Annotated in this window: 12 protein-coding genes; 9 read left to right on the top strand and 3 right to left on the bottom strand. The window is 44.0% G+C overall.

Translation table 11 applies throughout. The features are described from left to right. Window positions 1-142: 142 nt before the first annotated feature. On the top strand, window positions 143-697 hold the full coding sequence (locus tag BS19_RS12785; RefSeq protein ID WP_038175692.1) for a chorismate lyase: 555 nt from the start codon (window positions 143-145) through the stop codon (window positions 695-697). Next, window positions 684-1538 (top strand): 4-hydroxybenzoate octaprenyltransferase, encoded by an 855-nt coding sequence (ubiA, locus tag BS19_RS12780; protein WP_038175690.1) that lies wholly within the window; start codon window positions 684-686, stop codon window positions 1536-1538. The genes BS19_RS12785 and ubiA overlap by 14 nt, the downstream gene beginning before the upstream one ends. Window positions 1539-1577: 39 nt before the next feature. On the opposite strand, the gene plsB is transcribed toward ubiA, so the two are convergent. Further along, complete coding sequence (plsB, locus tag BS19_RS12775) at window positions 1578-4022, bottom strand: glycerol-3-phosphate 1-O-acyltransferase PlsB (RefSeq protein ID WP_051686534.1); 2445 nt, start codon at window positions 4020-4022, stop codon at window positions 1578-1580. Between the two features lie 450 nt (window positions 4023-4472). Between plsB and lexA the strand changes: the two genes are divergently transcribed. Both lexA and BS19_RS12765 read left to right on the top strand, forming a co-directional pair. Further along, the gene (gene lexA, locus BS19_RS12770; protein WP_038175688.1) at window positions 4473-5093 is read left to right on the top strand and encodes a transcriptional repressor LexA; all 621 of its coding nucleotides are present in this window, start codon (window positions 4473-4475) and stop codon (window positions 5091-5093) included. A 79-nt stretch (window positions 5094-5172) separates the two neighbouring features. Beyond that, on the top strand, window positions 5173-5991 hold the full coding sequence (locus BS19_RS12765; protein ID WP_211253005.1) for a class I SAM-dependent methyltransferase: 819 nt from the start codon (window positions 5173-5175) through the stop codon (window positions 5989-5991). Window positions 5992-6116: 125 nt separating this feature from the next. Here BS19_RS12765 and sthA read toward each other — a convergent pair whose 3' ends face one another. Further along, a complete protein-coding gene (sthA, locus tag BS19_RS12760; RefSeq protein WP_038175686.1) occupies window positions 6117-7517 on the bottom strand; it encodes a Si-specific NAD(P)(+) transhydrogenase in 1401 nt (466 codons plus the stop codon). A gap of 287 nt (window positions 7518-7804) precedes the next feature. Between sthA and fabR the strand changes: the two genes are divergently transcribed. From fabR to BS19_RS12745, 3 genes are all read left to right on the top strand, one after another. Continuing rightward, window positions 7805-8446, top strand: coding sequence for an HTH-type transcriptional repressor FabR (gene fabR / locus BS19_RS12755; protein WP_038175685.1), 642 nt, complete (start codon window positions 7805-7807; stop codon window positions 8444-8446). Continuing rightward, entirely contained in the window at window positions 8446-8829 is a 384-nt protein-coding gene (locus BS19_RS12750) for a YijD family membrane protein (RefSeq protein WP_038175684.1), read from the top strand. The genes fabR and BS19_RS12750 overlap by 1 nt, the downstream gene beginning before the upstream one ends. A 292-nt stretch (window positions 8830-9121) precedes the next feature. Beyond that, a complete protein-coding gene (locus BS19_RS12745; protein ID WP_000166747.1) occupies window positions 9122-10381 on the top strand; it encodes a tyrosine-type recombinase/integrase in 1260 nt (419 codons plus the stop codon). A 58-nt stretch (window positions 10382-10439) separates the two neighbouring features. Here the strand turns inward: BS19_RS12745 and BS19_RS12740 are convergent, their stop codons facing one another. Further along, window positions 10440-11198 carry a hypothetical protein gene (locus BS19_RS12740; RefSeq protein WP_211253004.1) on the bottom strand — a complete coding sequence of 253 codons (759 nt, stop codon included), beginning with the start codon at window positions 11196-11198 and terminating at the stop codon, window positions 10440-10442. 570 nt (window positions 11199-11768) lie between these two features. On the opposite strand from BS19_RS12740, the gene BS19_RS12735 reads away from it, so the two are divergent. Both BS19_RS12735 and BS19_RS12730 read left to right on the top strand, forming a co-directional pair. Then, on the top strand, window positions 11769-12446 hold the full coding sequence (locus tag BS19_RS12735; protein ID WP_038175678.1) for an inovirus Gp2 family protein: 678 nt from the start codon (window positions 11769-11771) through the stop codon (window positions 12444-12446). 59 nt (window positions 12447-12505) lie between these two features. After that, window positions 12506-13189, top strand: a complete 684-nt coding sequence (locus BS19_RS12730) for an inovirus Gp2 family protein (protein WP_038175677.1) — start codon at window positions 12506-12508, stop codon at window positions 13187-13189. Window positions 13190-13231: the final 42 nt, after the last annotated feature.

Here is a 13231-nt window from a genome sequence, read left to right as displayed (position 1 = left end):
ACGATATTCGAATCGCCTGAGTCTTGTTACAATAGAGCATCTATTTGTAATAAAAATGCGTTAAGCACTCTATCTAGTGGTTAACATCAGAGTTCGAAGCTTTATTATTGTACGATGATAAGGCTACTTATTGAATACTAGTATGAATCAATCAACTGCGCTTTATTTATCTGCTTTACGTCAAGTTGAATGGCAAGACCCAAAACATTTTAGCTTTCCCACTCCAAGTGCGAAGGTTTGGTTGCTAGAACAGGGCTCCTTGTCACGTTTATTAGAGTCTTACTGTCAGGTATTGAGTGTCGACTTGCTACATAACAAAGCCATTGATGGCCAACAGCTTAATTGCCAAGAAGTAAGCTTGCTGACTCAAGAGCAGTGTTTGTTACGCAAAGTCGTCTTAAAAGGCGATGGTCAAGCTTGGGTATTGGGCCGAACCTTGATTCCAAAGAGCTCGATGCAAGGACAAGACTTTGATCTATCCGACCAAGGCGAAATACCGCTAGGGCTAACCGTATTTAGTGCCAGTAATGTTAAACGCGACGCTTTGCAAGTTGGGGCGGTGGACATTGATGGCCAGACACTATTAGCTAGGCGCTCGCGATTATGGATGAATCACAAACCTATGCTGGTGGCTGAATTGTTTTTGCCGACAGCGCCCATTTACACCAAGGAGAATGCGAGCGATGACCGCGGATAAAGCCGTTGCTTATTGGCAATTGATGCGTATGGACAAGCCGATTGGCACTTTGTTACTGCTGTGGCCGACTTTATGGGCGCTGATCATTTCGGCCCAAGGCATGCCAAACGTTAGTGTTCTAGTCGTGTTTACACTTGGGGTGATTTTTATGCGTGCCGCTGGGTGCGTGATTAACGATTTTGCTGATCGTAATGTTGATGGTCACGTCAAACGTACCGAGCAACGTCCTTTGCCTTCCGGGCGCGTCAGTGCCAAAGAGGCGATTGCGCTGTTTCTTCTTCTCGCGTTGAGTTCATTCCTGCTTGTTATGAGCATGAACCCGCTAACCATCAAGCTCTCATTTGTTGGCCTTTTCTTGGCGTTTATCTATCCATTTATGAAGCGCTATACGCATCTGCCGCAACTGTTCCTTGGTTTAGCATTTAGCTGGTCGATTCCTATGGCCTGGGCTGCGCAAGCCAATGAAGTGCCAATGATGGTGTGGTTTATCTTTGCTATCAATGCCCTGTGGACTATTGCCTACGATACGCAATACGCCATGGTTGATAGAGATGATGACTTAAAGATTGGTATCAAATCGACGGCCATTTTATTCGGTCGCTATGACAAGATGGTGATTGGTTTATTGCAACTGGTCACTTTGGCTATGCTGATGTGGGTAGGCAGTTACTATCAACTGGGCGCAAGCTATTACTGGAGCTTGCTGATTGCAGGTGCGCTGTTTGTGTTTCAGCAACATCTTATCCGCCATCGCGAACGAGCGTTGTGCTTTCGAGCTTTCCTCAACAACAACTATGTCGGTATGGTGATAACCATCGGCTTATTTATCGCATTCTGGTAAAACAAAGGGCATCGATATGATGCCCTTTGTTCTTTTATTTTAATGCTTCTTTGTGTGGTCAGTCGCCTGATGGATACTCTCTTTAATGGTCAGGCGTACTTCTGGATAAAGCATTGAGTAGAGCAGTTTTGCAAGCTCATTACTCTTGATGCTATCGCAGTTTCCGTCACCGTCGAGATACGCCTCTTGTTTGAGGGTAGCAAACATGGCCGAGAAGGCGCCTTTATCAAAGAACTCCGGGGCATTAATACCGTGCAACCGACCTAAACGTTGGGCAATATCTTGGCTCTTTTGTTCCAAATCAGACTTACCCAGATCAGGGCTTGAGACCAATAGGTTTAGCGCAATCGAATAACGTTGCAGAGTTTCGGTAATGGTGCGACCCAGTAATACCAGTACTTGGTTATTGGCTTGGTTCATGGCCACATTGTGCTGGTCATCAATGGTGACAAGGCCTTGATGCGCCAATTCTTCGATATACGCTTCAGTAAGTTCTGCCAGCCTCTTTTGTTCCACGCTTAAAAACAACTCTTGCTTAAGAAATGGGTAGATGAGCGCGACATTACGTTGAATCTGTTGCAGTGATAATTGCTGATGGCGAACCAGCATCTGCGCAATCAAGGAAGGTATCGCTAGCAAATGAATGATGTTATTACGGTAATAGGTCATCAAAATCGACTGACTGCGGTCAAGTGAGACAATATCGCCCATACTGTCGGTCTCAATAATAAACTTATCCAGTGACTCAGCATGTTTGACTAAGGCCTTGGCATCCTCAGTAGGGACGGTATAAGTTTCTGAGTACGGCACATTTTTCAAAATCGACAGATAACAGTCGATTTGATTCACCAAGCTGTCACGAGATAGGGCGCGCTGGCGAGAAGCAAGCAGTGCCGTTGCACATAACGTCATCGCGTTGGTTGCTGCCGCATCATTGATGTGCGTCATCATCTTGGTCGCAAGCGAGTTGACCACAGGGTTTAGCCATTGTGGTTTGCTACCACCGATAGGATCGATATCTTTGGTCCATTGTGGCGCTTGCTCGTTAAGGTACTGGTTTAACGGGATCGGTTCACCGAAGTTGACATAGCCTTGGCCGAAGTTGCGCAGTTTACGAATGGTGCGTAGCACTTGGCTGGCATTCTCTTTCTCTTTGCGTTTGCCGCGCAGCTCTTTGGCGTAAGTCCCGACTTCCATTACGTGCTCGTAACCAATATAAACTGGTACTAAGGTGACCGGGCGATTTAATCCGCGCAACATGGCCTGAATAGTCATCGCTAACATGCCAGTTTTGGCTTGCAGTAAACGACCAGTCCGAGAGCGGCCACCCTCACTAAAGTATTCGACGGAGTAACCTTTGGCGAACAATTCGGCTAAGTATTCACGGAAAATAGTTGAGTAGAGCTTATTGCCCTTAAAGCTGCGACGAATAAAGAAAGCGCCGCCACGACGGAAAAGCGGTCCGGCCGGGAAGAAGTTAAGGTTTATCCCTGCAGCAATGTGCGGAGGTACCATACCTTCATGGTAAAGCACGTAAGACAATAATAGGTAGTCCATATGACTACGGTGACAAGGAACATAAACAATCTCGTGACCATCTTGAGCGAGTTTACGTACAGTCGCCGCATTGTTAATGTTCAAGCCTTGATAGATGCGATTCCATAGCCAGCCAAGCAGACGGTCACCATTTTTTACCAGTGAGTAAGAAAAGTCTGCGGCGATTTCATCCATAATGGCATGCGCTTCTTTACGCATTTTTTCAATCGAAACGTTTTTCGCTTTTGCCTCATCTTCGATCACTTTTTCAATCGCCTGCGATTTCATTAAACGCTTAAACAGCGCTTGGCGACTTGGCAGGTTAGGGCCTGATGCTGCGAGCTTCTGACGTGAGAAGTGAATACGTGCCACGCGGGCCAGTTTATGGGCAATCGAAGTATCGGTGCCGTGCGAATCAGCCATATAACGCAGTGAGACCACAGGGCTGATACGAACAAGACAGTCGCGCCCAGAGACAATAACCGCCATGGCTTTTTGTGGGCCATTAAGCGATTGAAGGTAAGGCTTGTGCTGAGACTCTTTACCCGGTTTACGTCCCCATAGCACCGTCGTTGGGATCACTTGCACATCGAGATCTGAATCAAATTTATGCAGCTCAAGTAGATCTGAAAAGAGGGTGATCGATTCGTTCGGCACGTCTTGGTCGTTGTTTATCACGGTTTGTCGTGCAGAGGTAAACACATAGCGAGTGAACTGCTTACCATTGATCTCAACAGGCTGAAGGGGGTCTGGTAGCCCTAATGCGATAACCTGCTTTTGCAATGCGAGCAAGTCGACATTGGAGCGATATGGTAGCGCGTAAATAATGGGTTTGTTGATATCAATGCTATGATCTTCAATAGGATTTGAAGGAATTGTTGTCCCTTTTACTAACAATGACATGGGCAGTTTCAGTAAAGAGTACGATAACATTCGTCCAGAAGACATAAGGTTCTTGGCCTCAAAATTTGCGAGTTTGCGTAAGCGTATTTCCACTTCTCTAACTATAGAAGTGGGGGACGCCCAAGCGTTATTTTTTATAGCCGGCAAGGATACCAGAAACTGGTCTAACCTTTTACTTATTATTGATTAGGAAAACGTCAATTTTCACATCAACAAAGTCGTTCAATAAACTGCCGATAGAAAGCAACATGCCACTGAAAACCCTACATGGGGTCACTCCTCTTAGCAACGTAACCCGATGTTTATGCTAAGGGCTAAAAGGATGTTTTAAAATGACTTGCACCCAAACGGACCACAGTTTGTCATACTCATTCGACTCTCTGCTCGCATGATCTTAGCCAGTTAACACTCCTGTTAAAAAACAATCAATTGGCTTTTCATTTTTATAAATACTGGATATACTCACAGTCAACTGTATAAAAAGACAGGTGACTTATGAAGCCGCTAACGCCCCGCCAGCAACAAGTGTTTGACCTCATCAAGAACAAAATTGATGTGACAGGTATGCCACCAACACGAGCAGAAATTGCTCGAGAATTGGGGTTTCGCTCCGCTAATGCAGCAGAAGAGCATTTAAAAGCGCTTGCGCGTAAGCAAGCGATTGAGATCATTCCAGGCGCTTCGCGTGGTATCCGTATCTTGCTTCAAGACGCTGCAAATGACGATCAAGGTCTGCCGTTGATTGGCCAAGTTGCAGCCGGTGAACCTATTTTAGCGCAAGAGCACGTCGAGACGCATTATCAGGTCGACCCTGGTATGTTCAAGCCTCAAGCGGATTTTCTTTTGCGTGTAAATGGCGAGAGTATGAAAGATATCGGCATCATGGATGGCGATTTGCTTGCGGTGCACAAGACCCAAGATGTGCGTGATGGTCAAGTCGTGGTGGCCCGTGTCGACGACGACGTAACGGTCAAGCGTCTTGAGCGTAAAGGCTCAACAGTACTGTTGCATGCAGAAAACGATGAGTTTGCACCGATCAAAGTTGATCTTACTAGCCAGCATCTCGCAATAGAAGGGCTGGCTGTCGGCATTATCCGCAATACCGACTGGATGTAGTTAATAGTTGAGATCAATTCTCATTTGTTGCTTTTGTAACTGATATTCATTATCATCTTCTTCTGGCGACAGAAGGAAGATGATAATGGCCACTAACCCCCAATCCAATCAACATCGCTATCAAATCCCAGTCAATTTGCTCCAACCTATGTGGCTGCGCAGTCGTGAGAGTTTAATCGACAATGGCCTAGTTTACGATCCGATCGCCGCGCGTGCTTGCCAACGCTGTCAACTCGCTCCCGAATGCTTCTCTGGTGATATTGACCAGAAGCAACTACTTCATGTCACCTTAGCCCGTCTATGCGATCAGCACGTATCCGCTTTTATTAAACGCAATCCCGATGGTTGGATCATTAATGTTGGGGCAGGGTTGGATACGCGTTTCTACCGGGTCGATAATGGCCGTTGTCACTGGCTCGAATTGGATGTAACAGAACACTTGTTGTGGCGAAAAAAACTGTTTCATCATAGCGAACGCTACCATCACCTGTGTGGCAGTGTTGATGATTTAAGCTGGCTGACGCAGTTACCGGTGGGGGATAAGAGCCCGGTCATGATTGTTTGTGAACACGCTTTGTTAGATTGTAATCAACAGCAAATCGCCAAGTTTGTGCAGGCGCTTGGCTGTCATTTCGACAGCGCACGGATTTGTATGGTTTTAGCTGGAGATTTGTGTGTGAGTAAGTTGGGACAAAAGATGGGAGCCAGTCATTATCAACATGGTTATCGTTCGCCAGGAGAGGCGATGCTAGGTTATTTGCCTTGGGCACGTTGGGTTAAAACGGATTCACCACTTGAACGTGATTGCGGTCGTTGGAAGCTTTGGCAGCGTTGGATCAGTAAATTCCAGTTCCTAAAGCAGCGTTTAACCCCAGTCGTGGTTCAGCTGCGTTGGTGATCTTACTGTAATGATCCAAACAAACGGGTCGTTTAATTTCTCAATCAGTGACGCAGTCAACCAGTCAGTATTGACTTAAACACAAACAAGCCGGACAGGGTCCGGCTTGAAACAAGACATGAATATTAAAACAGTCGGTTGAGGCCATTGAGCGCAGCGACGCGATACGCTTCAGCCATGGTTGGATAGTTGAAGGTCGTATTGACGAAGTATTCGATGGTATTGGCTTCGCCTTTTTGCTCCATAATCGCCTGGCCGATGTGGATGATCTCAGCGGCTCGTTCACCAAAGCAATGGATGCCTAAAATTTCTTTTGTTTCGCGGTGGAAGAGAATCTTCAAACTGCCAATATCTTTACCTGCGATCTGAGCGCGAGCAAGGTGCTTGAACGAAGAGCGCCCAACTTCATATGGAACTTTGGCTGCCGTTAACTCCTGTTCGGTTTTGCCGACAGAGCTAATCTCGGGAATGGTGTAGATACCCGTTGGAATGTCATCAATCAAAAGCCCTTCTGCTTGGCCTTTATTAATCGCCTGCGCGACGAAGCGACCTTGGTCATAAGCGGCGCTTGCAAGACTTGGATAACCAATCACGTCACCGACGGCGTAGACATGGTCAATGTCTGTTTGATAGTTAGTGTCAACTTTCAACTGACCACGAGAGTCTGCTTCAAGGCCAACAGCAGCAAGATTAAGCTTATCGGTATTACCAGTGCGGCCATTGGCGTACAAAATACAATCGGCGCGCATTTTCTTGCCTGACTCTAAGTGAACAATCACGGCGTCTTCTGTGGCTTCAATTTTCTGATACGTTTCATCATTGCGAATAACGACACCGCTGTTCCAGAAATGATAAGACAGCGCGTCCGACACTTCGTTATCAAGGAAAGAAAGTAGTCGATCTCGGGTGTTAATTAGATCGGTTTTGACGCCTAACCCGCGGAAGATAGAGGCGTACTCACAGCCGATAACCCCGGCTCCGTAGATAATGATATGGCGAGGGTCATGTTTCAGACTCAAAATCGAGTCGCTGTCGTAAATACGTTGATGTGTGAAATCGACATCGGCTGGTTGGTACGGGCGTGAGCCAGTGGCAATCACAAAGCGATCCGCGCTGTAAGTCTCTTCGGTACCATCACTTTGCATCACGGCGATAGTGTACTTATCGGTGAAGCGAGCGGTACCAAAGATCAATGAACACTGATTACGATCGTAGAAACCTTGACGCAAGCGCGTTTGCTTATCTGTCACTGATTTTGCATGACCAAGAATATTGGAAAAGGTGGAATGCAAACTGGTGTTGTTGTGGCAAAACAGCGGGTTGTTATTGAATTCAATAATACGGCTAACGGCATGACGTAATGCTTTAGAGGGAATCGTTCCCCAGTGAGTACAACCGCCACCGACGCTGCTCTCTTTTTCCACAATGGCAACATTCAATCCCGCTTTGGTTAATCCCATCGCTGCCCCTTCACCTCCGGGGCCACTACCAATAACGATTACATCAAAGTGGTTATTCTCCGCCATAGCGCTTTTCCTTGTTATAGATTCTTAACATTGCTGTAGCGAGATTTTAACTGATTCGCTGACAGCGTAAATGATAAGCGCACTAGAGAGTCGGCGAGATCACGCAGAATAGATCAAAATGGCTAAAGGGTATGCTGTATGTCTCTAATTAGTCGCGAAAGGATTGAATTCTCAACTCAGCTCGATTTAATTGCCATTCGGTCATCAAAGCGAACGATTATGGCTTATCTCGTTACTCCAATCGTTGTATATTAATGGTATTAGAAGTAAAAAACAGAATTACAGCTATGAAATCCATGGGAATCCGAGCACAGCAGAAAGAGAAGACACGACGTTCTTTGATAGATGCTGCGTTTAGTCAACTCAGTGCCGATCGCAGTTTTTCCAACTTGAGCCTACGTGAAGTTGCACGTGAAGCGGGCATTGCCCCCACCTCGTTCTATCGTCACTTTAAAGATATGGACGAGTTAGGTCTGACCATGGTTGATGAAGGTGGTTTGTTGTTACGCCAACTGATGCGTCAAGCGCGCCAGCGTATTGTAAAAGAGGGCAGTGTGATACGCACGTCGGTAGAGACCTTTATGGAATTTATCGAGAGCAGTCCCAATGTCTTGCGTTTGTTATTGCGTGAACGCTCAGGCACCTCATTTGAATTTCGTAATGCTGTGGCGCGTGAAATGCAGCATTTTGTTGCTGAGATGACCGAATACTTAATTAGTAGTGGTATGGCGCGCGATGAAGCTTTTACCCAAGCTGAAGCGTCTGTGACGTTAGTTTTTAGCTCGGGTGCTGAAGCGCTAGATTTAGAGAGACCTGAGCGTGATGAACTCGCTGAGCGTCTTATTATGCAGTTGCGAATGATCGCCAAAGGGGCGTTTTGGTATCGCAAAGAACGTGAACGTAACCGATTAAAAGGTGGGATAGATTAATGTCGAATGAAACAAACCAAGTTAATCGTGGCTCTGAGAAAAAAACACTGGTTCTGGCGCTAGTCGCTGGTATGTGTGGTGATGCAGTGCTGTCATGGTTAACCATGAGCGAAGTCTCTTTCTCTATTTTTCCATTGATTGCGCTGGCTCTGTCAGTCCAAGCTCTGTATCGAGAGTATTTAAGTAACCCGGTCTCTGAAGATATTCCTTTAGTCGGACTGGCGTGTTTCTTTGTTGGTGCTTTTGGTCACTCTGCGTTTATCAAAGCGCAGTATCCTGAGGCAGGATCAAACATGCTCGCAATCTTTATTACCCTTGGTTTACTGTTATGGGTAGCCAAAAAGCTTGGTTTTCTGACTGCCACAGAAAAAGCTCAAGAGTAATCATTATCAACGCCATAAAAAAACGAGCCATCACGGCTCGTTTTTTTATATCAAAGTGATATTTAGACTTTACGCTCTAGCATTACACCCGCTTCCATGTGGTGGGTAAATAGAACCTTTAGTCCATCAAAGTCTACAGAGTTATATTTTTTAATTGTAAGATCATGATTAATATTGTTTTTTATGATCTTATTGTCCGTTGGAGTCCAAAGCCGTACAATAGAAACTCGATGTTCCCCGTACCCCACGCCGTACCCAGAGCCGTACCCAGAAATGCAGAGGTTTTCCAACGATGACGAAACGAATCAGCACCAATGCAACGTTGCAAGCATTGAAGCCACAGGATAAGGAATACTCGATTCCCGATAAGAAGGTCGAAGGATTGAACATTCGAGTTCGTCCAACAGGCACGATGACTTGGATCTTTCGTTTTCAAGTAGGGAAGAAACACGAAAAAATCTCTATGGGTCGATACATTAAGATCAAACCAGAGCGCGGGATGACATTGGATCAGGCGCGAAAGGAAGCTGGCCGTTATCGAAGTTGGTTGGAGAATGGTAAGAACCCAAAGGTTGAACTGGATATAGAGAAACGAGCGCAAGATGAAGCGAAAACCTTTGATGATGCGTTTATTAGCTTTGATGAGAAACGGCTATCAAAACAGCTACGGGGTGACCAGTCGAGGACCATTTACAATCGAGATATCAAGCCAGTTCTCGGTAACATCAAATTGGCAGATTTAAGCATATATGACCTCAATAGGGTCTTTGATGCTAAGGTTGATAAAGACGGTAAGCGTATGGCGGGGGCCATTGGAGTTTGCCATAAAATCATCAACCAAGTGATTAACCATGCCCTAGCGCTAAATATGCTCGATACTCATCCTGCACCCCAACTGAAAGCAAAAGACGTTGGTGGCGGCTCTAAAGTCACAAAACGTAATTTAAGCTTTTCAGAGTTAAAGATTCTGTTAACGAGTATGCCGTCATGGCGTACAGATCCCTCGAACATCCGTTTAATGCAGTTCTTACTTGGTTGTGGACAGCGTATTAGTGCCGTACTGGAAATGCGTTGGAGTGAGTTAGATTTTGATGAGGGAATTTGGCTATTACCAGCCAGCTCAGAAGAGCGACACACTAAAAGCCAAGACGCACGTAAAGTGCCTTTAAGTGGCTATTTGCTTGCACTTCTAAACGAGCAGCGTGACAGTGTGCCAAGTAAGTGGAAGTTGGTATGGCCCCAATTAATGGTCGATAGAGTGCAAGAACCTGCGGCTGTACGGGCATTGATCAAACGTAATCTACCTAGCGATTTTGAGCGCTTTTCACCTCATGACTTGCGCCGTACCTTTATCAGTCGTTGTAGTGAAATGGGGTTAGATATCGTAGCGATTGAAAAGACAGTCGGCCACCAGCTGCCAGGTATGCTCAGAGTCTATAACCATCATGATTATATCGATGAGCAGTTGAAGGTTCTGGAGGCATGGGGTAACAAGTTGCAATCACTAATGGAAGCGAACGTCCACCCGTTACCCTCTGCTAAGATGGCTTAGGTGGTCGTCTGGTTCTATGTAATCCACTAGGTGCTGTGGTTAAGAGATCTGGTGGAGATTAAGATTCATTTTTTTTGGATGAGCTCTGGTAAGCCGCATTTATCAACCGGTCAAGAGTTTCATTCATTGTTAGATCATAAACACATGATAATTTTTTAAGTTTTTCTTTTGTTCTCTTATCTGTAACAAAGTTAAAGTTAACTTTGTTTTCTTTTTTTATCTTATTTCTATATTTAACCTGTCCCCAAGCCTGTCTCATTTTTATTATCAATAATTCCCTTTCTGCATCTTCCATGTCCATTGAATAAATTAATGAAGGTACGGTTATATGAATTAATTCTTCTTTATTCAAGCACTTAGGAATTCTTTTTGTTATTGTTTCTATTAGTTCATTATTGGATATATATTTCTTCAGCCAAATAGCCTGATCTCGGTTTCCTTTTTCTATCCAAGAAAGTTTATTTTCAGATTTATATTTTTCGTAAAATTTGGATATTTTATCATTTACCTTTCCTTTTATACTACTATCGATGTTAGAGTTTTCATTATAATCAAAGAAAACTTCTAGCATATCTTGAGTTCTATATACCTCTATAACACCAACAAAATCTTCCAATCTAAACTTTTCAGTTATTCTTGTTAATCCAAATCTAGGTATGATATCGCCATTTTCTTGGAAATTATGAATATAAAGAAAAATGTATGGTATAGCTATGCTCACAGGATCACTATTATCTATGAAGCTAAGATCTCTTCTTGAAATAAAATTTTTTAATTTTTTATCTCTATCGGTCTGGTGGATTTGTGGCATCATCATTACTCAGTAGTTTTTGTATTAATTTTTTAACGTGTTTTTGGACGTTTTTCAAGTGTTTGTTTAGAGTTGTATGAACTAAGTAGTGTCTTTGTTGCTATGTGGTCAATGCCTAATTAGTGATAGATTCACAGAGAAATGTTGATGTGAAAGGCACTTTAAAGCGGTAAGTCTGAATGAAGACTCACCTCTGTATTGTTGAACCGATGATAAGTTACGTTGTTATGTATAACTTTAGATGATTTAAAGGAAAAAATAGTTATATCTAATATTTCTAGAGATGTTTACTGTAGGGGGGGTATTTAAAATGAAACTGATATGATGTTTTTTATTATATGTTTTTGGTGGTTTTTTCATTGTTCAATGTCGTTATAGACTTTTTTTGATATAATCTCTGTTGTTTTTTCGATTTGTTGATTATTTTAATTTTTGGTCGATGTCTGTCTGGTTAGTATTATATTATCTTCGTATCTATATAAACCCTCTACTGAGTCATCCCTAGTGACTCACAGTACGCAATTAAAATTAACGACACAGACCTATCTATGAACCTAAACACAGGAGTAGATAGGAATGAATGTACGTTCTAGAAAAAACAAAAACCTCAGACTAACCACCAAGAAAACGTTTCTGGGTAGACCTATCCAGACCGAGCATGGTCCACTCTATATCGACTACTTAGATAAAATGCACAATACGATTGATCTCGCATTGGACGAGTATCCTCGGCTTATGGCTATTCGCGTGGATTTGAGGTTTCCTAAGCTCAGGAAAAATGAAATGAGCGGTAATGTGATGACCGATTTTTTACGCTCATTACAGTCGCAGATTGAGCACTCGGGAAAGCGAAAGAAAAGAGAAGGGAGTAGAGTGCATCCCTGTAAAGTGCGGATTGTTTGGGTGAGGGAACGCTCTAGCTCGATAAATGACCACTATCACCTAGTACTCATGTTCAACAAAGATAGATTTAACTGGTTGGGGAAAACTCAAACGCAACAGGAGAACTTAGGCTCTTTTATCGTAGAAGCATGGGCGAGGGTAGCAGGTGTCGACTATGAAGAAGCTAATGGATTAGTCCATTTTTCAAAGAGAAAGAATAGTGACAGTGTGGTCATCCACCGCTTGAATTGTAACTCTGATGACTTTGATGATGCGTTTGATGAGTTCTTCAAGCACATTAGCTATCTAGCAAAAGAGAACACTAAGCACTTTGGTAGCGGTAGACGAAATTTCGGCCATAGTCATAAGTAGCTTAAAATTACGGTAGTTACAGTTCCTGTGGGAATCACAACAAACCACAGGAACCAATCATGATTCATCAACTTAACGTTGCTCATAGTCGTTCAGATGCTCTTAACCACCACACCATCACTCATGACAGAACCTTTAATGGGAAACCTCTCTACTACTTTGAAGATGGTCTCGTCCTCGAATACCTGGAGGAGATAGACCGAGTGCTGAATGATGCACTAAACCAATACCCAAGAATCTTTGCTGTTCACATCAACCTAAATCTACCGAGTGACTTAGGGGGTGATTACCTAACGGTGTTTGCCCATTTCTTTCGTATTTTAGAATCGGAGACTAATGAGCTCTGTAAGGACAAATACACGGGCAGAACTTATCAATACCAGCAAACGGTCATTCGTTATATCTCGGCGAAGGCGAATGAATCCACCAGCAAGCACCATCATCTTATCTTGCTCTTTGATAGGGTTCTCTTTCAAAGTTTAGGTACTGGTCGAGAGGGTTGGGGACGTTTTCTCTACAAAAAAGTGAGGAAGACATGGGATAGGGTGGTTGAAGCTTATTACAGCCAACCATGCTCTGGATTAGCGTATTCCCCTAGCAATGAAGGTTTTGAGCTGTTGTCTGACGCTGAAATGTTCCCGCTACAGTTAAACGAGTTCTTCTATCGAATCAGTCGTCTCGCGAAGCCCATTGCCAACCGGAACGATCACCGCAACAAGGGCTTTGGTTGCAGTCACGACTGACCTTAAAAAAATACAGCGCGAGTAATGCCTATGTCATTCACA

Source organism: Vibrio pacinii DSM 19139, from assembly GCF_000711795.1.
Taxonomy (GTDB): Bacteria; Pseudomonadota; Gammaproteobacteria; order Enterobacterales; family Vibrionaceae; genus Vibrio; species Vibrio pacinii.
Note: the sequence above shows the minus strand (reverse complement) of the source record. Positions and strands in the feature narration are given on the sequence as shown.

Coding starts and splice junctions, on each gene's coding strand:
- sthA (WP_038175686.1), bottom strand. CDS start 7,517: ATGGCGGAGAATAACCACTTTGATGTAATCGTTATTGGTAGTGGCCCC.
- BS19_RS12730 (WP_038175677.1), top strand. CDS start 12,506: ATGATTCATCAACTTAACGTTGCTCATAGTCGTTCAGATGCTCTTAAC.
- ubiA (WP_038175690.1), top strand. CDS start 684: ATGACCGCGGATAAAGCCGTTGCTTATTGGCAATTGATGCGTATGGAC.
- lexA (WP_038175688.1), top strand. CDS start 4,473: ATGAAGCCGCTAACGCCCCGCCAGCAACAAGTGTTTGACCTCATCAAG.
- BS19_RS12735 (WP_038175678.1), top strand. CDS start 11,769: ATGAATGTACGTTCTAGAAAAAACAAAAACCTCAGACTAACCACCAAG.
- BS19_RS12745 (WP_000166747.1), top strand. CDS start 9,122: ATGACGAAACGAATCAGCACCAATGCAACGTTGCAAGCATTGAAGCCA.
- BS19_RS12785 (WP_038175692.1), top strand. CDS start 143: ATGAATCAATCAACTGCGCTTTATTTATCTGCTTTACGTCAAGTTGAA.
- BS19_RS12740 (WP_211253004.1), bottom strand. CDS start 11,198: ATGATGATGCCACAAATCCACCAGACCGATAGAGATAAAAAATTAAAA.
- BS19_RS12750 (WP_038175684.1), top strand. CDS start 8,446: ATGTCGAATGAAACAAACCAAGTTAATCGTGGCTCTGAGAAAAAAACA.
- BS19_RS12765 (WP_211253005.1), top strand. CDS start 5,173: ATGATAATGGCCACTAACCCCCAATCCAATCAACATCGCTATCAAATC.
- fabR (WP_038175685.1), top strand. CDS start 7,805: ATGAAATCCATGGGAATCCGAGCACAGCAGAAAGAGAAGACACGACGT.
- plsB (WP_051686534.1), bottom strand. CDS start 4,022: ATGTCTTCTGGACGAATGTTATCGTACTCTTTACTGAAACTGCCCATG.